Origin of the sequence: Paracoccus sp. MBLB3053 (genome assembly GCF_031822435.1) — a bacterium.
Classification (GTDB): domain Bacteria; phylum Pseudomonadota; class Alphaproteobacteria; order Rhodobacterales; family Rhodobacteraceae; genus Paracoccus; species Paracoccus aurantius.
The window spans coordinates 2,373,515-2,394,491 of record NZ_JAVQLW010000001.1 but is presented as its reverse complement, the minus strand read 5'-3'; the positions used below and the strand labels follow the sequence as shown (position 1 = coordinate 2,394,491).

Genomic DNA, 20,977 nt, shown 5'->3' with positions numbered 1-20,977 from the left:
TCAACTGCGACGTTTCGACCGCTTGTTGCCGCCCCGTTGTCCGGCACGGCCAGCGGTCGAACGGCCCGTCGACTTCACCGCCTCTTCGGCGGCCTCATCGATTGCGGATTGTCGGGCGAGCGGATCGTCCGCGACGGCCAGTTCGACAGCTTCAAGCCGCTTCACCTCATCGCGCAGACGTGCGGCCTCTTCGAATTCGAGGTTTTCGGCCGCCTTTCGCATCTGCGTGCGCAGCGCGTCCAGATGTGCGGCGAGATTGGACCCGACCAGCGGCTTCTCGATCCTTGCCGTGATGCGCGACTGATCGGTATCTCCCTGCCACAGGCCCGCCAGGACGTCTTCGACATTCTTCCTGACGGTCTGGGGCGTGATGCCATGCGTCTCGTTATAGGCGATCTGCTTCTGGCGCCGCCTTTCGGTTTCGGCCATGGCCCGCTCCATGCTGCCGGTGATCCGGTCGGCATACATGATGACCCGGCCATCCGCGTTCCGCGCCGCCCGTCCGATCGTCTGGATCAGCGAGGTTTCCGAGCGCAGAAAGCCTTCCTTGTCGGCATCCAGGATCGCGACAAGACCGCATTCGGGGATATCCAGGCCTTCGCGCAGCAGGTTGATCCCGACAAGCACATCGAAGGCCCCCAACCTGAGATCGCGCAGGATCTCGATCCGCTCGATCGTGTCGATGTCGGAATGCATATAGCGTACCTTGATGCCCTGTTCGTGAAGATACTCGGTCAGGTCCTCGGCCATGCGCTTCGTGAGCGTCGTGACCAGTGTCCGATAGCCCTGCGCAGTCACTTTGCGAACTTCGTCCATGACGTCATCGACCTGGGTCTCGACGGGGCGGATCTCGATCACCGGGTCAAGCAGGCCGGTCGGGCGGATCACCTGCTCGGTGAAGACCCCCCCGGTCTGGTCCATTTCCCATTGCGCGGGGGTGGCAGAGACGAAAACGGATTGCGGCCTCATGGCGTCCCATTCCTCGAACTTGAGGGGGCGGTTGTCCATGCAGCTGGGCAGGCGGAAACCGTGTTCGGCCAAGGTGAACTTGCGCCGGAAGTCGCCGCGATACATGCCGCCGATCTGCGGCACCGAGACATGGGATTCATCGGCGAAGACGATCGCATTGTCGGGGATGAACTCGAAAAGCGTGGGTGGCGGCTCGCCAGGGGCGCGGCCTGTCAGGTAGCGGGAATAGTTCTCGATCCCGTTGCAGACGCCGGTGGCCTCGAGCATTTCAAGATCGAAATTCGTTCGCTGCTCAAGCCGCTGGGCCTCCAGCAGCTTTCCTTCGTCGGTCAGCTGTTTCAACCGGGACTGAAGCTCGGCCTTGATGCCCTTGACGGCCTGCTGCATGGTCGGACGTGGCGTGACATAGTGGCTGTTCGCATAGATGCGAATCTGCTTGAAGCTGTCGGTCTTTGTGCCGGTCAGCGGGTCGAACTCGGTGATCGATTCAAGTTCATTGCCGAAGAAATCAAAGCGCCATGCCCGATCCTCGAGGTGGGCTGGCCAGACTTCGATGACATCACCCCGCACGCGGAAACCACCACGCTGGAAAGCCGCGTCGAGCCGACGGTATTGCTGCGCGACAAGTTCGGCGAGGAATTCACGCTGGTCGTACATCTCGCCGACGATCATGTCCTGCGTCATGGCCGAGTAGGTCTCGACCGAGCCGATGCCGTAGATGCAGCTGACCGAGGCGACGATGATCACGTCATCGCGCTCCAGCAGCGCGCGGGTGGCCGAATGGCGCATCCGGTCGATCGCTTCGTTGATCTGCGATTCCTTCTCGATATAGGTATCGCTGCGCGGTACGTAAGCTTCGGGCTGGTAGTAGTCGTAATAGCTGACAAAATACTCGACCGCGTTATCCGGGAAGAAGCCCTTGAACTCGCCGTAAAGCTGGGCCGCCAGCGTCTTGTTCGGCGCAAGAATGATTGCGGGTCGCTGCGTTTCCTCGATGACCTTGGCCATGGTATAGGTCTTGCCCGTGCCGGTCGCACCCAGCAGGACCTGGTCGCGCTCGCCGTCGCGCACGCCAAGGGCCAGCTCGGCAATCGCTGTCGGCTGATCGCCGGCCGGCGAGAACTCCGACTTCATCACGAATTGTCGGCCGCCCTCCAGCTTGGGGCGGGTGACTTCAGGAAAGCGCATGACCGGAGCGTTCGTGTTGTTGTGACCCATGGTTTCACCTTTGTTCCCGGGGGAATCTGGCACGAATTCTTCGGGATGCAAGGTCATTGGGCAGGATTTGCCACGACCAAGCCCAGTATCTTGATCCCGCGCGCGTCCTGAGGGATAAGACTGCCAAGCAAGAACAGAGGTTTCCGCCAATGCGTGTCCGCATCTACAAGCCTGCCCGAAATGCCATGCAGTCGGGCACTGCCCGCAGCAAGCAATGGATTCTGGATTTTCCGGCCGCCGATGCGCGCGAAATTGACCCCCTGATGGGTTGGACCAGCAGTGACGATACCCAAAGCCAGGTACGGCTGCGCTTCGAAACGCGCAAGCAGGCCGAGGATTACGCCCGCGAGAAGGGTCTGGATTTCGTGGTTGTCGAACCCCAGGCCCGCGCCGCAAATGTCCGCACACGCGGTTATGGCGAGAATTTCGCGACCGATCGTCGCGCGCCTTGGACCCACTGATCCCGTTCACGCCAGGCCCGGTACTTTGCGCCTGCGCATCGCGAGCGGCCTGACCATGCTGCAGATTTTCATGACCGCCCGGATGGGCGGTCATCTTGTTTTCCGGAGACCGCAAATATGGCCATCGAATTCCTTGTCACCCATTCCGGCGGCTTCCATGCCGATGAGCTTCTGTCATCGGTCATCCTGACCCGGCTCTATCCGGCTGCGCGGCTGATCCGCACCCGCGAGACAGAATGGATCAGCCCAGCCGAGGATCGCGTGATCTATGACGTGGGCCGCGATTATGACCCGGAACGTCTGGTATTCGATCACCATCAGAAGGACGCGCCGCTGCGCGAGGATGGTCAGCCGCTCAGTTCGTTCGGGCTGGTCTGGCGCCATTTCGGTCACGACTACCTGCGTGCCGTGGACGTGCCTGAAGCGGATATCGACGACATCCACCGGTCGTTCGATCAGGGCTTCGTCCTGCCGATTGACCTTGTCGACAATGGCGTGCTCAGCCCTTCCACCGCGGGGCCGCTTCTTGCCGACATGACGCTGCCCGTCCTTCTCGAAAGCCTGAAGCCCGTCTTTGACGATCGCGCGGCCGATGCCGATGACCTCGCCTTCGATCGCGCGCTGACAGTTGCCAGGGCCTTTGTCGAGGCAACGATTGCCCGCAAGGCCGCCAAGCGCCGAGCCGAGGCCACTGTCATGGCGGCCATAGAAGCCGCAGGTTCGGGAAGGGTGCTCGAGCTGCCCATGAGCATGCCCTTCCGCTCGGCCGTGGTCAGGGCAGGGGCCGACCACCTGCTTTTTGTCGTCCATCCCCGCGACAGGGACTGGACGTTGACCGGCATCCGACTTGAGGAAGATGGCTTCGCTTTGCGCGCCGACCTGCCCGAAGCATGGGCGGGGCTGACGGATTCGGCGCTTGAGGCCGCTTCTGGCGTGAAGGGCGCACGCTTTTGCCATAATGGGCGGTTCATTGCCGTGGCCGAAGGTCGGGAGGCAATCCTCAGGATGGCGGATTTGGCGGTGGCTGCTGCTGAAGCTCAGCCGAACTGATGCCTTGGGCCTCGCCGGGGCCGGCCTGCGACCCCGGCAAAATCTTCACTTCGGGTAAAGCATCGTGATGCTGGCGCGGACCCCCCAGTCTTCTGCCCCGTTTTCAGGAGCATCAGCCCAGTATCGCGCCCCGGCCTGGAAGCTGATCGGCTGGCCGCTGATATTGGTCACCTTGGAGATCATCATGTTGATGGGCACGCTCCACTCCTCACCCTTCCAGTCATAGGTGCTTTCGGTATTCAGCGCGAAGGTCCACGCGGTCGGCGTCGTATAACTGACGAAGGGCTGAAGGAAGGTCGAGCTGATGTCGTTCCGATCGTCTTCACCCGCGACAGACCAGACATGGTTGGCGAGCCCGCCGACCGTCCAGGGCCCGTTCTGCTTCAGAACCACAGCCGTCGGACCAAGCCCCCATTTCTCGGCCCCAAGCAATTCGTCGGTTGCCGTCGGCAGCAGGAAAACCGGGCCCACGCCCCAGATCAGGCCGCCGGGTCCCGGCTCCTTGGGTGAAAAGAAGAAGCTCTGCAGAACATCACCCAGTCCCGACTGGCTGCCGGACTCGCCGGCGATATCCTCTTGCCAGACGACGGGGATGATGGTCCTCGAAATCAGGTTCCAGTCCTCGCTGATCGAGAATGGCACCACGGGCTGGATGTTCAGGGTCGTCTTGTGTCCGTCCGACGAACCGAACCCGCTATCATAGTTGAACTGGAAGGGCAGGCTGATCAGGGATGCGACCGGGTTGGAAAGCTGCTTGGCGAGATCCTGGTCCTGAGCCGAGGCCGATGTTCCCACCAGCGCCAGCCCGGCCGCAAAGATGAGTTTGAAGGCGTCCGATTGCATCCTGCTCCACCTCTCTATCTGTTCTCTGGCCGATGCGGTGCAGGGACCCTGAAAAAGGGTGAATGAGCCCGATACAGGCCAGCGAATCGCTGCATTCTCTCAAGATGCTAGCAAAGAACCCCAGACCATTTGCGGCGCGTGGCAATATCGCGTGCCGGTTGTCGGAACGACGTGACAATTTCGACACGAGAATGGCAGGGCCGGCCTCTGCCCCGCCCCCATCGGCCTTTGCCCGCAGTCATGCACTTTGAAGCCATCCAGTGGGCAGATGCCGATTTGCAAATGTACCGCCAGACCAACGGGCTTCGAGTGGTCACCCATGGCGGGAGGCTTGGACGGATACGAAATGATCTCAGATGCCGAGATAACAGTATGATGTTGGTGAATAGGAATAGAACTTGGTGCAGGATGGGGCGGTCTCCTGTCTCATGAACAGCCAGACCGATCAGTGCCTTCACTGCGACGCAGAGATCACCGGTCCACAGATCGCTGGAAACCAATGGCACTGCCCCGGCTGCGGCACATCACCAATCAACATTTTTCCGGATGCCTTCTGGCTGGGACCGAACGATGAGAAGCCAGTGCCAGTCCAGCCCCGCGCCGAAAGGCAAGAGATTGAACCCATCGTATCAATTGTAGATCCGCGGCCACGGCTTGAGCTCAACAGTGACCAGGTGGCCCATTTGATCCGGGCTGCCCTGTTCGAGGATGCGACCAATGCCAGCGAGCGCATGGGCGCGAGTCTGGCCGAAATCTGGGTTGATGACGATCTCGCCGTGGTTGTTTCCTTCGAGGATCATTACTGGCCCGAGGACAAGGAGCCGACCGCTGCGATCGAAGTGGCTGCAGTGCTTGAGATCAAAATTGAGTTGGAAGTTACTTGGTCGGATCCGTTATTCGCATGGCCCGGTTTGGGCACCGTGACCCAGAGCACGGTCGAATATGCCCGTTTGATGCTCGACGCGTATCGCAGTCACGGCACTGTTGAGCAAAGTAAGGACACCGATAGCTCCGCGATCTGAGCTGGTTCAACAACCAACTCGCCAGGCACCTGCAGGTGAAAACGATATCAGCCCGGCGGACCTCTCCGCCGGGCATGAGAGAGACCCATCCCTGAGGATGGGCGCTCATCGCGGCAGTCGACCAAATCGGGATTTTCGTTTTCGGCCCGTTGGTGCCGTTCACCGGGTTGACCAATGCTGCGCTGCAACGTCCCTAGACCGGTCATTGGTGACACTGTGTAGCGTGGTCCGGCAAGCCAACCTCAGCAATGCAGGACGTTTCTGCCGGTCCCTGCAGGTGCTGCCCGCAGTGGGTCGACCGGCGGCGATGCGGTGCAAGCGTAACAGCTGCATCGCTCACGTGCTACGCAATGAGACCGCTGAACCGGCCGCGATGAGTTCGCGTTTCGACGACAAGCACGCCATCCTCGATCCCAGCCCGGCGGATCGGTGCCTTGGTTAGCGCAACGCCCAGCAGTCGGCCCGCCTCCGTTAGCACCCGCACGCCCTTATTCTCGACTAGCAAGACCAAGCCTTCGTCGACCAGAAAGTCGCACTTGGTCGTGCAGTCCTGCAGCCCCACTAGGCGGTCTCCTTCGAGCACGTAAAGCCGGGTGAATGTCTGGATGTAGAGGTAGCGATCCGTCTCCAGGACCCGGATCGGCGCGCTGCCCACATCGTATAGAGCGATCGGCTTGCCGGAAGCATCGATGCGCAGGACCCGCCCTTGGGAGGTTCCCAGCAACACCGACCCGTGGATTGTTCGTCGGGACAGCAAGGGACAGGAGATCAGTGTAGGTATCGGGCCTCGTTACCAGCAGGTTCGAAGGATCTTCAGTCGGGGGTCGTGAGTGAAGAACGGTCGGTTCTACGGCCCGTGGTGGCAGGGCCTTAGTGGTGAGCTTCGGTCACAGATTTTCATCAACGACACACCCACTGTCGAGATCGACTTCAAGGCGATGCACATCCAGATTCTGGCTGCTCAGCAGGGGGTAGTACTTCCTCCTGACCCGTATGACCTGCCTCCTGGGTTGTTTCCCGACACAGACCCGAAGGAACAACGCAGTCTGGTCAAACAGATGGTGCTGACAGCCATCAACGCTAGGGATGAAAAGTCTGCTTGTTCTGCATTCCGGGATGGGTTGGACGTTGGTCATCCGGGGAAGAAGCTGAAGAACGTTGCGATACAGCAGGGGATACAGGCTTTCAGGGAAAACACTCCTGCCTTGGGAGACTGCCTTTGCTCTGATGCTGGTGTCGGGCTAATGTTTACTGACTCGCAGATCATGGAGCGGGTGATTGAGGCGTGTGCCAAACTGGGACTACCCGTTCTCACTGTCCATGACAGCGCCATTGTTCCTTATACGCATAGTAAAGCACTACAGGAGTTGATGCTTCGTTCATCAGCAGAGGTCGTAGGTCGTCCTATACCCGTCGAAGCCAAAGCCCTTGGGCTGGATGAACAACAGGACAAACCTCTTGAGGTCCAGTTAGACTTCGAAGCTTGGCGTGAGACAGAACGCTGCGAGAGTTACCTTAGCCGAATGAAGAAGTGGGAAGAAACAACAGGAAGAGAAGTTGTTCCTTTCCGGTATACTGGTCAAAATGAATAAACCCATAGAATAGAGAAGAAGAAAGAATAAAGAAACCTCCTGTAACCACCGACTTTCCCTCCCTTCTTCTACATTCTTCTTCCCCATACTTATACGTATCAACCCTGCAGCTTGGGTGGCAAAGGCAGATGGTTGGCTGGGGGCAATGCCCCGCCCAAACAGTCCCTTTTCCCGCCATTCAACGTGGCGGGTGAATGCCAGCTAAAGGGAATCGGTGGTATCTACACTGGGGCAAAAAGTGGGGCGGTCTCCTGTCACATGAACAGCCAGACCGATCAGAGGGCTCCATTATTGTCGACATTTCCTTCGCTCATGGAAACATCATGCTTGGCCCAAGACACCCAAACTTAGAAGGAACTCCCCGTTCTTTGCCCGGCTTCCAGCCACGCCAGTGAACCAGTTGGTCAAAGCCGTGCTCGGGCGTCGTCGTCGGGCATGTCGCGAAAACCCTGATAGCCAAGCCGCACACCTGCGTCGGTGACGCACGAGCTTGCAGGGCCGGCGATCGAAACGACACCCCAGACCAGTCTGATCAGGTCGAAACCGAGTTCAGACCGGAGAATTTCCCATCTTGGGCAAATGTCGAATGTGCTGAGTTGGCTGGGGCGGTAGGATTCGAACCTACGGTACACGGTACCAAAAACCGTTGCCTTACCACTTGGCCACGCCCCAACTCTGTGGACCGCTATTTAGCGGAGTCTCTTGCCGCAGACAAGAGAAAAATTTCCCGTAACAATCAGATTTTCCTGATATTTATCATATGATTGTTTGGAAAAACTTGGCTGGGGCGGTAGGATTCGAACCTACGGTACACGGTACCAAAAACCGTTGCCTTACCACTTGGCCACGCCCCAACTCTGTGAGCGGCTATCTATCCAACGCTGCCAGAAGGCACAAGGGGGCCAACGAAATTTCTTGTGGGAAAATTCCCGTGCGGTTAAGCGCCGCAGATGGATTATTTCGACACGATCATTCTGGGCGCCGGGGCGGCAGGGCTTTTCTGCGCCGGCTCAATCATCGAGAACAACTCAACGCACGCGGATCACAAGGTTCTCGTCATCGACCATGCGCGCGCAGCTGGCGAGAAGATCCGGATATCCGGCGGAGGGCGCTGCAATTTCACGAACCTCGCCACCAGCCACGACCGTTTCCTGTCGCAGAATCCGCGGTTCTGTGCTTCGGCGCTTGCCGGTTTCAGTGCCCGGGGCTTCGTCGATATGGTCGATCGGGCCGGGATTGCATGGCACGAGAAGACGCTCGGTCAGCTCTTCTGCGATGAAAGCGCGCGCCAGATCATCGACATGCTGCTGCACCGCATGCGGGGGGCGCAGCTTTGGCTTGAGACCGCGATCAATGCCGTTACGCATGACGGAAAGTGTTTCTTGGTGACCACCAGCAAAGGTGTGCTGCGGGCGGCTCGCGTCGTGGTCGCCACTGGGGGAAAATCTATTCCGAAGATGGGTGCGACCGGATTTGGGTACGAGCTTGCCCGGCAATTCGGCCTCAGAGTGATCGAGCCCAGGGCGGGTCTTGTCCCGCTGACCTTCGCCGAGCAGGATCTGGATAAATGCCGTCCACTCGCGGGGGTCGCGGTTCAGGCGGTCGTGAGCCACGGCCATGGCCGTTCTGCCACCCGGTTCCGGGACGGACTTCTGTTCACTCATCGGGGTGTATCGGGGCCAGCGATCCTGCAGATCTCGAGCTTCTGGCAACCGGGAGAAGAGATCACCGTCGATCTCGCGCCGGATCACGACCTGAAGACCCTTCTGCGCGAACAGCGGGGGCAGGGCGGCCGGATCGCGGTATCGACCGCGCTTGGGCGTCATCTTCCATCGCGGCTTGCCGAAGCGATTGCCGACGAGATGGGACTGAAGGAGAAACGGCTGGCGGATCAGACCAACAGCAGGCTCGATCAGCTTGCCGAGCGCGTGAACGCGTGGAGGCTGCGACCCGTCGGTTCCGAAGGCTGGCGCACGGCCGAGGTGACCTTGGGTGGGGTGGATTGTCGGGACCTGAATGCGCGGGACATGCAAGCGCGCCAACAGCCGGGTCTGTACTTCATCGGAGAGGTGGTCGACGTCACCGGCTGGTTGGGCGGCTACAATTTCCAATGGGCCTGGGCATCGGCCCATGCCGCCGCGAAGTCGATCGCGGCGGCCTGAGAGGTTTCATCCCATCACGGGATCGGATTTCGCAAGCTGGTCGAACCGCATCAGCGATCCGATCAGTTTCGGCATCTGCGCCAGCGGGATCATGTTCGGCCCATCCGACGGAGCATTGTCGGGGTCCTGATGCGTCTCGATAAAGACGCCTGCGACCCCGATCGACACGGCCGCGCGCGCCATGACCGGCGCGAATTCGCGCTGGCCTCCCGACGAGCCGCCTTGTCCGCCCGGCTGCTGCACGGAATGGGTCGCGTCCATGATCACGGGCCAGCCGGTTCGGGCCATGATCGGCAGGCTCCGCATATCGGCCACGAGCGTGTTATAGCCAAAGCTTGCGCCGCGCTCGGTCAGCATGATGCGCTCGTTTGCAGTCGAGGCGACCTTGTCGGCCACGTTTGGCATATCCCAAGGTGCGAGAAACTGGCCTTTCTTGATGTTCACGGCCGCACCCGTCTCTCCGGCGGCAATAAGCAGGTCGGTCTGCCTGGACAGGAATGCAGGGATCTGGATGATGTCGACGACCGCACCGGCGGCGCGGGCCTGCGGGATGTCATGGACATCGGTCAGCACCGGGCAGCCAAGGCGGTTTCGCACCTCCTCCAGCATGCGCAGGCCTTCCTCCATCCCCACACCACGCTTGCCCGCAAGTGAGGTGCGGTTTGCCTTGTCGTAGCTGGCCTTGAAGACGAAGCCCGCACCCGAGGCCTCGCAGGCCGTTGCGACCGTCTCTGCGATCATCAGCGCATGGTCCAGCGTTTCCAGCTGGCATGGGCCGGCAATCAGGGCGAGCGGAAGATCGTTGCCGAAAGCGACTTTACCGATCTGGACATGTTTCATGACGATACCTGTTCACGAAGGATCGACGCGGTCAGCGAAAGCATCAGGTAGATGCCGGAAAAGATCAGGAACGCGACGATCGTATTCTGGAATGCCTTGGGATATGTCGCCTCGTCCGGGGGGACCGGGGCGACCGAAAGCGACAGATAGCGGACCTGCTTGTTCGCTTCAATCCGCGCATTTTCCATCTGCGCTGCCGCTGCCGCCAAGAGTTCCTGCCGAGTCAGAAGGTCGGATTCGGCGATCCGGATTTCGCCCGAGATCGTGGCAAGCGAGTTGCGCGCGGCCGTTCCCTCGGTCAGTTGCGACCGCGTTTCTGCAAGCATTTCCTCGAGCCGCGAAATGTCACCCTGCACCCCCTGGACACGGCTCTGGTTCGGGTTGCGGTTCGATTCCAACTGACCAAGTTCGAGCTTCTTGGAGGCAAGCTGACGTTCGAGTTCCGCGATATGGCCCATGATGACGCTGCCCTCGGCAACGGGATCAAGGACGCCCAGCCTTTCCTGCAGCTCTTGGACGCGGCGCTGCGCGTCCTGGACCTTTTTCTCGGCATCTTCATAGCTTTCGACTGAGCCACGCATCTGGTCTTCGCGCAGGCGTGAGGTCATCTGGTCGACCTGACCCTCGGCATATTTGATCAGGGCGACCGAAAAGTCCTGGCTCAGTTCCGGGTTGGGTGCGATCACCTCCATGTTGATCACGCCCTCAGTGGGGTCATAACCGATGCGGACCGAGTCCCGGTAAAGCTTGTAGGCTTGTTCGTTCGTTGCATCGGGCGCAAGTCGCAGGATCGGATCGATCTGCTCGCTTTGAAACGCCGTCTTGAATCCCAGTTCCCGGTCAAGCCGCAGCATCGCGTCCCGTGAGGTCAGGTAGCTTTGCACCGAGACTGAATCCGTGTTGGTCGCAAGCTGCGTTCCACTGAACAACCCGCTGAGCCCACCTGAGGCGGTCTTGTCGGCTTGCTGTATCTGAAACTGCGATTCGGTCGCATATAGAGGCGTTGCGACCGTAAAATAATAGTAGCCCGCAATGATCGTCGGAATGCCGACGAAGGCGACGAGGCGGGCGAACAGCATCGCAAGCTTGCGCCGCCGGCGCCGCGCAATGTCCCGCTGGATATTGATGATCTCGGTCGCGCGCTTTTCCTCTGTCAGGGCCTCGCGGGAAGGCAGGGGCGACTGACCCGGTGCGATCGGCATGATCTCGGTGCCGCGGCGCTTGGGCGGCTTGGGCTGCTGAACAGGAGCCGGAACGCCTGCGCCGCCCGCTGATTGAGGGGCGCGATTGCCCTCGGCGGAAATCATCTGGCCCAGGGCCGCGCGGTGGAACGGATCGATCCCACGATCTCGCAGGGCGACGACGGCCTCAAGGTCGGAATCGACCTCGATCTCGTGCATTGCGGCAATGCGACGCGCCATGCGCAGTTGCCGGCTTGAAAGGTTCTCGGCGCGGACGGCTTCGATGCGCTCGGCCATATCCGGGTCGCTTCCGCCTGTCTCGGGCGATGCGTCTTGTGTGGCGCCGGGAAAACGCATTTCGCCGAAGCCGTCATCTTCCTCGGCGAAAAGCTGCCCGGGGTCCTGATCGATCTGCGGCTGTTCGACGCGGCGCTTGCGCGATTCGACCTGCACCGCTCGAGCCGTTTCGACGGCGCCGGCGCCGCGCTTGACGGCCAGAACGGACTCTTCGCGGCTGATGCGATAGACCCTCGCCTTAGGCGGTGTAGTCATAATATTGCTTTGCCTCTTCGAGGGTTTCGAACTGATAGAGCTTCCCGTCCCGCAAGACCGCGGCCGAGCTGCAGAATTTCTCGATCGTGCGGGCCTGATGCGACACGACGACGACCGTTGCCGATTTCAGGCGATCATAAAGCACTGCACCAGCTTTGCGGTTGAAATCCACATCGGTGGTGGAGGGCATGCCTTCGTCGATCAGGTAGACGTCGAATTCGAGCGCAAGCATCAGCGAAAAGGTGAAGCGAGAGCGCATACCGGCACTGTAGGTGCCGACGGGCATGTCGAAATATTCCTTGATGTCCGTAAGCCACCGACAGAACGCCTCGACGTAATCCGGGTCGAGCCCATAGATCCGCGCGATGTAGCGGCAATTCTCGTTCGCGCTCAGCTTCGAGGCGATGCCGCCCATGAAACCCAATGGGAACGATACCCGGCAATCGGTTCGGATCGTCCCTTCATCCGGTTTCTCCAGCCCGCACATCATGTTGATGATCGTCGTCTTGCCCGTGCCATTTGGTGCAAGAATGCCCACGGACTTGCCAAGTTCGATCCGGAACGACGCGCGATCGAGGATCACCTTGCGCTGTTTGCCGGTCCAGAAGGATTTCGAGACATTGTCGAATTCTATCATCAGGCCGCCTTGGTCGCCTCGCGTAGGATCGCCCGTCGCGCGTGGCGTGATCTGAATAAACCCATCTGCCTCAGTGCACGATGAATACGCTTGACCGGACAATATGCTGCACCTGCGATACTGTCCACCTTGACCGCGAGTTCATTGATTTATCGTGAAGAACACGGGGCTTTCCATTCGCGAAATCCGACCTATCTGCACTTGATGGAGCTTTCTGACCAGATCCGGGCATGTCGCATATGTGCGCAGCGTTTTGCCGCGACCGCCACGAAACACCAGCCACGCCCCGTGGTCTGGTTCGAATCCGGCGCGCGCATCCTGATCGTCGGCCAGGCTCCCGGGATGCGTGTGCATCTGGCGGGGCGACCCTTCGCCGATCGTTCGGGCGACCGGCTTCGCGACTGGATGGGTGTCACCGACAGCGTCTTCTATGATCGAAGAAGGATCGCGATCGTACCGATGGCGTTCTGCTTTCCCGGATATGACACCCGGAACTCTGATCTCCCGCCACCACCGATTTGCGCGGCGACATGGCGGGAACGGGTGATGAATGAATTGCAGCCCCGGCTCACGCTCCTGGTCGGGGGGCATGCGCAGCGCTGGCATCTCGGGGTGGGTTCCCGCCAAGGCGTGACGGCCACGGTTGCAGAGTGGCGCAACCATGCACCGGACATCTTTCCCTTGCCTCATCCGTCCTGGCGAAATACCGGCTGGCTGAAACGCAATTCCTGGTTCGAGGCCGAGCTTTTGCCCGAGCTTCGTTCGGCCACGAACCATATCCTGAGAGATGGCGATGACACCGTTTGACGCATTCTTCACGATTCCCTTCCATGAGGCCGATCAGGCACAGCGCGCCCGCATTCTGTCACGCCTCGCTGATACCGAGCTTTTCGCCGCCCTCGTGACCGAGCCCACTGGCGACAAGGCCGAATTGCGTGTTTTTCCCCTTGATAACGGATCGGTCGCGCTGGCCTGCGATGCCGAAGACCGGCTGGCAGGGTTCATGGGCGGGCCGGTTGCCTATGTCGCGTTGCCCGGCCGGGTTCTTGCGGCGACGCTGGTGAATGAACACCGCGGATTGCTTGTCAATCCGGGCGAACCATCCGAGATGCTGCTGGATGCGCCAACGCTCGGCTGGCTGGTCGATGCCTTGGAAGCAGAGCCAAGCCTTGCCAGCGACGAGACGCCGAGGCAGGTGCGGGCTCCGGATCTTGCTGTTGTAAGCTGCCTTGCCGAACCCATCTCGACTCGGCTCGGCGATATGGCCGGAATGGTCCAATCAGCGGCGCTGGTGGCAGCGGACTGGGAAGACGGACGTTCAAATCACGTGCTGATGCTGAAAGGGGTGGATGAGTCGCATCGTTCTGCCGTTGCAAAGGCCTTTGCCGAGTTGATGGCGTTTCTGCCTGAGATCGCTGGCGGGGTTGATCTGGCATTCACCAGTGCCATGCACCCGCCGGTTGCGCTGGTGATCGATGTGCCCCAGCCGGAAGCGCCCCAGCCTGCTGCGCGGCGCGATCCAAATGCTCCACCGATCCTGCGCTTCTGAGCGGACCGTCAAAACGCGAAAACCCGCCCCTAGGGGCGGGTCTTAGCGAGATCGCGCAAACTTTACCGTTTGCGAGTCAGGCGCCCCAGTGCCGGATAGGTCCACAATCCATGTGCACGAAATTGGAGCGCGAGTATTTACCAACCCCACCGGCGCGGCAGGCCGCAGCGGCCTTGTACATCTGGCCGACCGATCGCGACTTGAGCCGCAGATCCGCAGCCTTGCCGACCATGTGCAGCGAGTTCTTGGCCACCCCGGACGAGCGCGAGCGAAGCATCGCATTGGTCTTGGGTGAGCGGTAACCCGACAGCATCATGTAGGGTTCGTTGGTCTGCAGCAACCGGTGCGAGGCCGCTGCAATATCGACGGTGCGCGGGTCTATCCCGATCGCTTGGCCCGTGCGCCAATCGCGCATGAACACATTGATTTCATTCAGTGCGTCGCGGATGTACTTGCCATCGACCCAGTAAACCGTGTCGATGCTTTCCCCCGTGCGTCCCGAATACATGCGAATGCGGCGTACGTCACCGGCACCCCGCATCAGACCGAAGGCATTGGCCATAACCGGCGCTGCTGCCACCGTCGTCGCCGCGAACACACTAAGGATGCCGCGACGCGAGATAGTTTCGAACGTCATGTCAGATCGCCTGTCCTGCTTCGTTGTTTATGCCGGCTGTTGCTCGGCAGGCCCCGTTTTAGCCGGGATCCCGTAAACAATATGTCACCACCGCGCGAGCCGAGGAAAGCATTTCGTTCCGCCGGTGGCAGACATCCGCTATATTCGGCGAGAATCCGCCGATCACAAAGCGAGTACCTAGCCGTGCTAACGGTTTTGTTCGACGCGTGTTCGCCTTGCATCATCCGTGACGCAAAATTGCAACGCCTTCTGGACTGCGGCCACCATCAATGGCAAGGATTTTGATCTTGGCAAACGGGAATTTCAATTTGGTGGGTTTTGGATTGATTCGCTCTCTGGTTGCGCCATGTCTGTTGTCGATGGCCCTGATCATTCAGGGCGGAACTGCGACCGCGCAGGGGCTGGAAACGGCCTCCGTCGCGGCCTTGCCCGCTCCCCGGCTGGTGTTCAGTGAAAGGGAAATGCAACTTGCCCAGGCAGTTGCGCGCAATCCCGGCCTGGCCGATTTCTACGGGACCAATGGGCTGAAGCCTATCTTCCTTGACGCCGAGGGGGCAGGGCGCCGCGATGCCCTTATCAAGGCCATTGGGCAGGCTGCGGGGCATGGGCTTCCAGCGACACGCTATGACCGCACGAAACTTGTCCGGTTGCACGAACATGGCGCGGATACGATCGACGAAGAACTTGCCTTTGCCGTTGCCTTCTTTCGCTGGACACATGACCTGACCGGCGGCCTGCTTGATCCGCAAAAGGTCGATCCCGCGATCAAGCGAACCGTCAACAGGCCGCGAGCCGGGGAAATGATGCGTGATTTCGCGAAGGCAGCCGATCCTGTCGCCTGGCTTGCCGGAATCGCCCCTTCCGGCAAGGACTATCGCAGCTTGCAGCAGGCTTTGGCGGCCACTGAAAGGCTGATCGCGCCGGCTGGAACGCCACAGGTTCCGAGAGGGACCTTGAAGGAAGGGGATTCCGGAGAGGCTGTCGCTCTGCTTCGGGTTCGTCTCGAATCGATGGGATTTGCCGCCGTGCCTCTTGGTTCGGAAACCGAGTTCGATGGGCCTTTGACGTCAGCCCTGGGGCGGTTCCAGACCGAGGCTGGCCTTGTGGCCGATGGTGTCGCCGGACCGCGCACGATCTCGCGCCTGAACCAGGGACCCGGGCCGATTGCCTGGGATCTTCTTGTTGCGCTTGAGCGACTGCGCTGGATGCAGGGCTATGATCTTGATGCCCGCCATGTCTGGGTCAATCTTCCAAGCTTCACCGCCTCGATCAACGAAGCCGGCCGCGAGGTGTTCTCGACGCGAGTCGTGATCGGCAAGGATGAAGATACCCACGAGACGCCCGAGTTTACCGAGTCGATGAAATATATCGTGGTCAATCCGCGCTGGAACGTGCCGCGCTCGATCACGGTCAAGGAATATCTGCCAAGGCTTCAGGCCAACCGTCACGCGGTCGGCCATCTCGATGTCGTCGATCGCGCCGGAAACGTGATCTCTCGCGACAGGATCGATTTCCGGAAATATACCGCCGCGAATTTTCCCTATCGCATGCGACAGAAACCCAGCGATGACAACGCGTTGGGTGTTGTGAAGTTCATGTTCCCCAATCCTTGGAACATCTATCTGCATGACACGCCGACAAAGCATCTCTTCAACCAGTCGCGGCGTGCCTATTCCCACGGTTGCATCCGCGTGGCCCGTCCCCTTGATCTGGCCTATGAACTGCTTGTCGATCAGGTGCGTCACCCCGAACAGGTCTTCAACAAGGCGCTGAATTCAGGACGCGAGACCTATCTGAACATGCGAACGGATATCCCGGTGCATCTGGTCTATTTCACGACCTTCCCGGATGCTTCGGGAAAGATCCGCCGCTATGCTGACATCTATGGCCGCGACGCCCGCGTTCGGGCCGCGCTCGTAAAGGCCGGTGTCGGCAGTCTGGATTCTGCCGCGTCGGAGAATTAGATAATCCCCAACCGAAGGGGAGCTGCATGCAACTGACCATTGCCGAACTCGCGCGGGCGCTTGACGCCCGGTTCTGGGGAGACGGAGATCTGGCCGTGCTTGGCGCCGCCGAAGCAGGGCAGGCCAGCGATGGGCAGATATCGCTGGCCACGACACCCGCCTATGCCGAGCGTCTTGCTGCGGGCAGCATGGCCATCATTGCCGAGGACATGGACCCCGATGCGCTTGGCCTCAAGGCGGCCATCCTGGTGCGCAGGCCGCGCGTCGCCATGGCAGGCCTCACGCGTGCGTTCGACCGGGGACCGGAAATCGCGCCGGGAATTCACCCGACAGCGGTCATAGATCCCAGCGCCGAGATCGGAAAGGATGCGGCGATCGGCCCCTTTGTCGTGATCGGATCAGGTGTCCGGATCGGAGCGCGCGCCCGGATCGCCGCACATGTAACCATCGGACGCGATACGGTTATCGGTTCCGACGCGCTGTTCCATCCCGGCGCACATATCGCGCATGAGATCGTGATCGGGGACCGGGTGATCCTGCATCCGGGCGCGTCGGTCGGAGCTGATGGCTTTTCCTTTGTCACGCCCGAGAAGTCAGGGGTCGAGCAGATCCGTGAAACTCTGGGTGAGCGGGATGAGATCCGCGAACAGCACTGGACCCGCATCCACTCCCTGGGCGGTGTCGAGATCGGGGACGATGTCGAACTGGGGGCGAATGCGACGATCGACCGCGGGACGATACGCGCGACGCGCGTCGGGCGCGGCACCAAGATCGACAACCTCGTGCAGATCGGACACAATTGCATCGTGGGCGAAGATTGCATGCTTTGCGGTCAGGTCGGCGTCGCGGGCTCGACCCGGATCGGCAATCGGGTCGTGCTGGGCGGCCAGGTTGGCGTTTCCGACAATATCTTTGTCGGAGACGATGTCATCGCCGGCGGTTCGACCAAGATCTTCACGAACGCACCAGCCGGTCGTGTCCTGCTGGGAAGCCCCGCAGTGAAGATGGAAACCCATGTCGAGGCGCAAAAGAACATCCGCAGATTGCCACGACTCTACGCGCAGGTGGCAGAGCTTCGTGAAACTGTTAAGAAGCTGATGGAAAAGCGCCCGGGTGAAGCGTCCGAACAGGACGCTCGCTCAGAAGATAAGGGCTGAATGGAGACCGAGATGACTGATATCCGTGATCGTATCATCCAGATCATTGCCGAACAGGCGATGCTGGACCCTGCCGAGTTGAGGCCGGAAATGTCGCCGCAGGAAATCGGTATCGACAGCATGGGCCTCGTCGAGTCGATCTTTGCCCTTGAGGAAGAGTTCGACATCTCAGTGCCCTTCAATGCGAACGAGCCCGAGAAGTCCGATTTCGATATCTCGACCCTTGGTTCGATCATTTCTGCAGTCGAGAAGCTGGTCGCTGAAAAGGCATGAACGCCAAGAAGAGCAAGGGCGACAAGCCCGAGAAATCAGGCCGCAAGACCGAAAAGGTCAAGGGCAAGGTCAAGTCTGCGACGACGCGTGCCCGGACCATGCTTGGCCGCGTCATCATGGGGCGGCATGCCAATGGCATGCGACGCGTGGCGATCACCGGCATGGGCACGATCAATGCCCTGGGCCGCGATGTCCCATCCACCCTTGAAGCCATGCGCGAGGGCCGCTGCGGGATAGGGCCACTGGATTTTCGGGATGTCGACCGTCTGGCGATCAAGATCGGGGGGCAGGTCCGGCACTGGGACCCCGAGGTTTACTTCAATCGCCAGCAGATCGTCCTTTACGACAAGTTCACCCAATTCACCCTGCTTGCCGCGCGCGAGGCCGTCGACCAGTCAGGGCTGATCTTCGAGGGGGAACTGGGATTGCGCGCGGGCGTCGTCCTTGGCACCGCCGCGGGCGGAATGAATACCTGGGATGAGAACTACCGCACGGTCTACGAAGAGGGGAAGAACCGCGTCCATCCGTTTGTCGTGCCAAAGCTCATGAACAATGCGGCCGCCTCGCATCTGAGCCTTGAATACGGGCTGATGGGGCCAAGCTTCACCGTCGCGACAGCCTGCGCCAGTTCGAACCACGCCATGGGCATGGCATTCAACATGGTGAGGTCCGGGGCGGCCACCGTCATGCTTACAGGCGGGTCCGAGGCGATGCTGTGCTTCGGCGGCGTCAAGGCCTGGGAGGGCTTGCGGGTCATGTCGAAGGACGCCTGCCGGCCTTTCTCTGCCACGCGCAACGGTATGGTCCAGGGTGAGGGCGCCGGGGTCTTCGTTTTTGAGGATTGGGAACATGCCATCGCCCGAGGCGCAGACATTCTGGCCGAGGTGGTGGGTTTTTCCATGTCTGCCGACGCGCAGGATATCGTCATGCCCTCGGCCATCGGGGCAGAACGCGCGATCACCGGCGCCATGCAGGATGCACAATTGCGACCCGAGGATATCGGCTACATCAACGCCCACGGAACAGGAACGGCGGCGAACGACAAGACGGAATGTGCAGCCGTCGCTCATGCTTTCGGCCAACATGCGGACCAGTTGATGATGTCGTCGACCAAGTCGATGCACGGCCACCTGATCGGCGGGACGGGGGCGGTCGAGCTTCTTGCATGCATCATGGCGCTTCGGGATGGGATCATCGCGCCGACGATTGGCTATGAAGAGCCAGATCCGGAATGCGCGCTGAACGTCGTTCCGAACGAGGCGCGCGAGGCGAAGGTGAATGCGGTTCTTTCGAACGCCTTTGCCTTTGGCGGGCTGAATGCGGTGATCGCGCTTCGCCGGGCATGAGGCGATCAGGGAAGGCAGGTCGATCTGCCTTCTGCTATTGCACATGAGCCGCCTTTGGCCGATGGTCCGCCGAAATTTTCGGCAGAGGTGGACATGACCGAGAACCCCGATCTTGCAGAGAGGGCCCGTCATCGCGAGTTCTGGCTGGGTCTTGGATGGATGGCGCTCAGCATGGCGTCCTTTATCGCCATGTCCGTGGGGTCGCGCGAACTCGCCGCCGAGCTTTCAATCCGCCAGGTGCTCTTTTTCCGCGCCTTGGTCGGGTTGTGCATCATATCGGTTTTCCTTCCGAGGCTTTGGCCGGAACTCCGTCAGCTGCGCCGGTTCAGTACCCATCTCGCGCGCAACTTCGTCCATTTCACCGCGCAGTATTTCTGGACCATCGGTGTCGTCTTCCTGCCTTTGGCCTCTGTCTTCGCGCTTGAGTTCACGATGCCCATCTGGGTTGCCTTTTTTGCGTGGGCGCTTCTTGGCGAGAAGCTGACCAGAGTCCGGATGCTGGCCAATCTGGGCGGGTTCATCGGTGTGCTGGTCATCGTGCGGCCGGGGCTGGGCATCGTCGATCCGGCATCGGGATTGGTCCTTCTGGCCGCCATGGGCTACGGGCTGTCGCTTGTTCTGGTCAAGCGGCTGACGCGCGACTGTTCGCCTGGGGTGATCGTCGCCTGGATGATCCTGATCCAGCTTCCGCTCGGGCTCGCCGCCGCGCTGACCGACTGGCGCCCGGTATCCGCAGGCGACATCCCATGGATGGTGGTCGCGGGGGCAGGGGCTCTCAGCGCACATTTCTGCATGGCGCAGGCGCTGAAGAGGCTCGACGCATCCATCGTCATGCCGGTCGATTTTCTGCGCGTCCCTCTGGCGGCAATCGTCGGTTATCTGATTTATCGCGAAACCGTCGATTTCTGGGTATTTCTGGGTGCGGCGATCATCCTGATGTCAAACTTCCAGGCGATGAGGGCCGAACGAAAGCTCTGAGGGTCGCGGGGCTTTCCTCCCCCGCCGCAATGGCCTATCTGCGAAGAAAATCGCAAGGAAGGCACCCATGGCCAAGATCACTTACATCGAGCACAACGGCACCGTCCACGAAATCGACGTCAAACCCGGCATGACCGTCATGGAAGGTGCAAGGGATAACGGCGTTCCTGGAATCGACGCCGATTGCGGCGGCGCCTGCGCCTGTTCGACATGTCATGTCTATGTCGCCCAGGAATGGGTCGACCGCCTGCCGGCAAAGGACCCGATGGAGGAAGATATGCTTGATTTCGCATATCAGCCCGATCCCGAAAGGTCGCGCCTGACCTGCCAGCTCAAGGTCACCGAAGAACTCGACGGGCTCGTCGTCAATCTTCCAGAGCGTCAGATCTGACGATACTGTCGAGTTGGCGAAATCACGGGAATCGCGGTGACCTGGCCTTGGGTCGCCGCCGGCGCTTGCCATAAGGGAGTCCGTCCGGCCGTCTCCTTGCCAACCCGGAGCGCGGAAACGCATGTTCGTCACAGGAGATCCGGGGAATCACCCGG

20 protein-coding genes and 2 tRNA genes are annotated in these 20,977 nt (G+C 60.5%); 13 read left to right on the top strand and 9 right to left on the bottom strand.

Annotated features, from left to right (window positions below; genetic code table 11):
- On the bottom strand, positions 1–2,187 hold the full coding sequence (gene uvrB, locus RGQ15_RS11975; protein ID WP_311160455.1) for an excinuclease ABC subunit UvrB: 2,187 nt from the start codon (positions 2,185–2,187) through the stop codon (positions 1–3).
- A gap of 149 nt (positions 2,188–2,336) precedes the next feature.
- Here uvrB and RGQ15_RS11970 point away from each other — a divergent pair, with 149 nt between their 5' ends.
- Positions 2,337–2,648: an ETC complex I subunit gene (locus tag RGQ15_RS11970; RefSeq protein WP_311160454.1), complete on the top strand. Its 312-nt coding sequence runs from the start codon at positions 2,337–2,339 to the stop codon at positions 2,646–2,648.
- 117 nt (positions 2,649–2,765) lie between these two features.
- Positions 2,766–3,698 carry an MYG1 family protein gene (locus RGQ15_RS11965; RefSeq protein ID WP_311160453.1) on the top strand — a complete coding sequence of 311 codons (933 nt, stop codon included), beginning with the start codon at positions 2,766–2,768 and terminating at the stop codon, positions 3,696–3,698.
- Between the two features lie 45 nt (positions 3,699–3,743).
- Here RGQ15_RS11965 and RGQ15_RS11960 read toward each other — a convergent pair whose 3' ends face one another.
- On the bottom strand, positions 3,744–4,541 hold the full coding sequence (locus RGQ15_RS11960; protein ID WP_311160452.1) for a transporter: 798 nt from the start codon (positions 4,539–4,541) through the stop codon (positions 3,744–3,746).
- Positions 4,542–4,969: 428 nt separating this feature from the next.
- On the opposite strand from RGQ15_RS11960, the gene RGQ15_RS11955 reads away from it, so the two are divergent.
- Entirely contained in the window at positions 4,970–5,563 is a 594-nt protein-coding gene (locus RGQ15_RS11955) for a hypothetical protein (RefSeq protein ID WP_311160451.1), read from the top strand.
- Positions 5,564–5,906: 343 nt separating this feature from the next.
- Here the strand turns inward: RGQ15_RS11955 and RGQ15_RS11950 are convergent, their stop codons facing one another.
- Positions 5,907–6,287: a hypothetical protein gene (locus tag RGQ15_RS11950; protein WP_311160450.1), complete on the bottom strand. Its 381-nt coding sequence runs from the start codon at positions 6,285–6,287 to the stop codon at positions 5,907–5,909.
- Positions 6,288–6,393: 106 nt separating this feature from the next.
- On the opposite strand from RGQ15_RS11950, the gene RGQ15_RS11945 reads away from it, so the two are divergent.
- Entirely contained in the window at positions 6,394–7,155 is a 762-nt protein-coding gene (locus tag RGQ15_RS11945) for a hypothetical protein (protein WP_311160449.1), read from the top strand.
- Between the two features lie 597 nt (positions 7,156–7,752).
- On the opposite strand, the gene RGQ15_RS11940 is transcribed toward RGQ15_RS11945, so the two are convergent.
- Both RGQ15_RS11940 and RGQ15_RS11935 read right to left on the bottom strand, forming a co-directional pair.
- Positions 7,753–7,827: transfer RNA gene (locus tag RGQ15_RS11940), tRNA-Gln, on the bottom strand.
- Between the two features lie 107 nt (positions 7,828–7,934).
- A tRNA-Gln gene (locus tag RGQ15_RS11935) sits at positions 7,935–8,009 on the bottom strand.
- A 96-nt stretch (positions 8,010–8,105) separates the two neighbouring features.
- Between RGQ15_RS11935 and RGQ15_RS11930 the strand changes: the two genes are divergently transcribed.
- A complete protein-coding gene (locus tag RGQ15_RS11930; protein WP_311160448.1) occupies positions 8,106–9,317 on the top strand; it encodes a BaiN/RdsA family NAD(P)/FAD-dependent oxidoreductase in 1,212 nt (403 codons plus the stop codon).
- A 6-nt stretch (positions 9,318–9,323) separates the two neighbouring features.
- Here the strand turns inward: RGQ15_RS11930 and kdsA are convergent, their stop codons facing one another.
- Genes kdsA through RGQ15_RS11915 form a run of 3 tightly spaced genes read right to left on the bottom strand, consistent with a single transcriptional unit; the run spans position 9,324 to position 12,527 of the window.
- Entirely contained in the window at positions 9,324–10,157 is an 834-nt protein-coding gene (gene kdsA / locus RGQ15_RS11925) for a 3-deoxy-8-phosphooctulonate synthase (RefSeq protein WP_311160447.1), read from the bottom strand.
- Positions 10,154–11,890 carry a capsule biosynthesis protein gene (locus tag RGQ15_RS11920; RefSeq protein ID WP_311160446.1) on the bottom strand — a complete coding sequence of 579 codons (1,737 nt, stop codon included), beginning with the start codon at positions 11,888–11,890 and terminating at the stop codon, positions 10,154–10,156. The genes kdsA and RGQ15_RS11920 overlap by 4 nt, the downstream gene beginning before the upstream one ends.
- Positions 11,874–12,527, bottom strand: coding sequence for an ABC transporter ATP-binding protein (locus RGQ15_RS11915; RefSeq protein WP_311160445.1), 654 nt, complete (start codon positions 12,525–12,527; stop codon positions 11,874–11,876). The genes RGQ15_RS11920 and RGQ15_RS11915 overlap by 17 nt, the downstream gene beginning before the upstream one ends.
- Before the next feature lie 204 nt (positions 12,528–12,731).
- Between RGQ15_RS11915 and RGQ15_RS11910 the strand changes: the two genes are divergently transcribed.
- Positions 12,732–13,334 carry a uracil-DNA glycosylase family protein gene (locus RGQ15_RS11910; protein WP_311161085.1) on the top strand — a complete coding sequence of 201 codons (603 nt, stop codon included), beginning with the start codon at positions 12,732–12,734 and terminating at the stop codon, positions 13,332–13,334.
- Positions 13,321–14,076 (top strand): SseB family protein, encoded by a 756-nt coding sequence (locus tag RGQ15_RS11905; protein ID WP_311160444.1) that lies wholly within the window; start codon positions 13,321–13,323, stop codon positions 14,074–14,076. Before RGQ15_RS11910 ends, RGQ15_RS11905 begins: the two co-directional genes overlap by 14 nt.
- A 76-nt stretch (positions 14,077–14,152) precedes the next feature.
- Here RGQ15_RS11905 and RGQ15_RS11900 read toward each other — a convergent pair whose 3' ends face one another.
- On the bottom strand, positions 14,153–14,713 hold the full coding sequence (locus tag RGQ15_RS11900) for a YcbK family protein (RefSeq protein ID WP_311160443.1): 561 nt from the start codon (positions 14,711–14,713) through the stop codon (positions 14,153–14,155).
- Positions 14,714–15,072: 359 nt separating this feature from the next.
- On the opposite strand from RGQ15_RS11900, the gene RGQ15_RS11895 reads away from it, so the two are divergent.
- The 6 genes from RGQ15_RS11895 (at position 15,073) to RGQ15_RS11870 (ending at position 20,822) form a co-directional block, all read left to right on the top strand.
- Positions 15,073–16,677: a L,D-transpeptidase family protein gene (locus tag RGQ15_RS11895; RefSeq protein ID WP_311160442.1), complete on the top strand. Its 1,605-nt coding sequence runs from the start codon at positions 15,073–15,075 to the stop codon at positions 16,675–16,677.
- A gap of 26 nt (positions 16,678–16,703) precedes the next feature.
- Positions 16,704–17,834 (top strand): UDP-3-O-(3-hydroxymyristoyl)glucosamine N-acyltransferase, encoded by a 1,131-nt coding sequence (locus RGQ15_RS11890; RefSeq protein ID WP_311160441.1) that lies wholly within the window; start codon positions 16,704–16,706, stop codon positions 17,832–17,834.
- A 12-nt stretch (positions 17,835–17,846) separates the two neighbouring features.
- Positions 17,847–18,107 carry an acyl carrier protein gene (locus RGQ15_RS11885; RefSeq protein ID WP_311160440.1) on the top strand — a complete coding sequence of 87 codons (261 nt, stop codon included), beginning with the start codon at positions 17,847–17,849 and terminating at the stop codon, positions 18,105–18,107.
- A 137-nt stretch (positions 18,108–18,244) separates the two neighbouring features.
- Positions 18,245–19,453: a beta-ketoacyl-[acyl-carrier-protein] synthase family protein gene (locus RGQ15_RS11880; RefSeq protein WP_311161084.1), complete on the top strand. Its 1,209-nt coding sequence runs from the start codon at positions 18,245–18,247 to the stop codon at positions 19,451–19,453.
- Between the two features lie 93 nt (positions 19,454–19,546).
- A complete protein-coding gene (locus RGQ15_RS11875; RefSeq protein ID WP_311160439.1) occupies positions 19,547–20,431 on the top strand; it encodes a DMT family transporter in 885 nt (294 codons plus the stop codon).
- 67 nt (positions 20,432–20,498) lie between these two features.
- Positions 20,499–20,822 carry a 2Fe-2S iron-sulfur cluster-binding protein gene (locus tag RGQ15_RS11870; protein WP_311160438.1) on the top strand — a complete coding sequence of 108 codons (324 nt, stop codon included), beginning with the start codon at positions 20,499–20,501 and terminating at the stop codon, positions 20,820–20,822.
- The last annotated feature ends 155 nt before the right edge of the window (positions 20,823–20,977 follow it).

Bases quoted from the DNA above. Each gene is read 5' to 3' on its own strand.
- uvrB (WP_311160455.1), bottom strand. From the start codon at position 2,187: ATGGGTCACAACAACACGAACGCTCCGGTCATGCGCTTTCCTGAAGTC.
- RGQ15_RS11970 (WP_311160454.1), top strand. From the start codon at position 2,337: ATGCGTGTCCGCATCTACAAGCCTGCCCGAAATGCCATGCAGTCGGGC.
- RGQ15_RS11965 (WP_311160453.1), top strand. From the start codon at position 2,766: ATGGCCATCGAATTCCTTGTCACCCATTCCGGCGGCTTCCATGCCGAT.
- RGQ15_RS11960 (WP_311160452.1), bottom strand. From the start codon at position 4,541: ATGCAATCGGACGCCTTCAAACTCATCTTTGCGGCCGGGCTGGCGCTG.
- RGQ15_RS11955 (WP_311160451.1), top strand. From the start codon at position 4,970: ATGAACAGCCAGACCGATCAGTGCCTTCACTGCGACGCAGAGATCACC.
- RGQ15_RS11930 (WP_311160448.1), top strand. From the start codon at position 8,106: ATGGATTATTTCGACACGATCATTCTGGGCGCCGGGGCGGCAGGGCTT.
- kdsA (WP_311160447.1), bottom strand. From the start codon at position 10,157: ATGAAACATGTCCAGATCGGTAAAGTCGCTTTCGGCAACGATCTTCCG.
- RGQ15_RS11920 (WP_311160446.1), bottom strand. From the start codon at position 11,890: ATGACTACACCGCCTAAGGCGAGGGTCTATCGCATCAGCCGCGAAGAG.
- RGQ15_RS11915 (WP_311160445.1), bottom strand. From the start codon at position 12,527: ATGATAGAATTCGACAATGTCTCGAAATCCTTCTGGACCGGCAAACAG.
- RGQ15_RS11910 (WP_311161085.1), top strand. From the start codon at position 12,732: ATGGAGCTTTCTGACCAGATCCGGGCATGTCGCATATGTGCGCAGCGT.
- RGQ15_RS11905 (WP_311160444.1), top strand. From the start codon at position 13,321: ATGACACCGTTTGACGCATTCTTCACGATTCCCTTCCATGAGGCCGAT.
- RGQ15_RS11900 (WP_311160443.1), bottom strand. From the start codon at position 14,713: ATGACGTTCGAAACTATCTCGCGTCGCGGCATCCTTAGTGTGTTCGCG.
- RGQ15_RS11895 (WP_311160442.1), top strand. From the start codon at position 15,073: ATGGCCCTGATCATTCAGGGCGGAACTGCGACCGCGCAGGGGCTGGAA.
- RGQ15_RS11890 (WP_311160441.1), top strand. From the start codon at position 16,704: ATGCAACTGACCATTGCCGAACTCGCGCGGGCGCTTGACGCCCGGTTC.
- RGQ15_RS11885 (WP_311160440.1), top strand. From the start codon at position 17,847: ATGACTGATATCCGTGATCGTATCATCCAGATCATTGCCGAACAGGCG.
- RGQ15_RS11880 (WP_311161084.1), top strand. From the start codon at position 18,245: ATGCGACGCGTGGCGATCACCGGCATGGGCACGATCAATGCCCTGGGC.
- RGQ15_RS11875 (WP_311160439.1), top strand. From the start codon at position 19,547: ATGACCGAGAACCCCGATCTTGCAGAGAGGGCCCGTCATCGCGAGTTC.
- RGQ15_RS11870 (WP_311160438.1), top strand. From the start codon at position 20,499: ATGGCCAAGATCACTTACATCGAGCACAACGGCACCGTCCACGAAATC.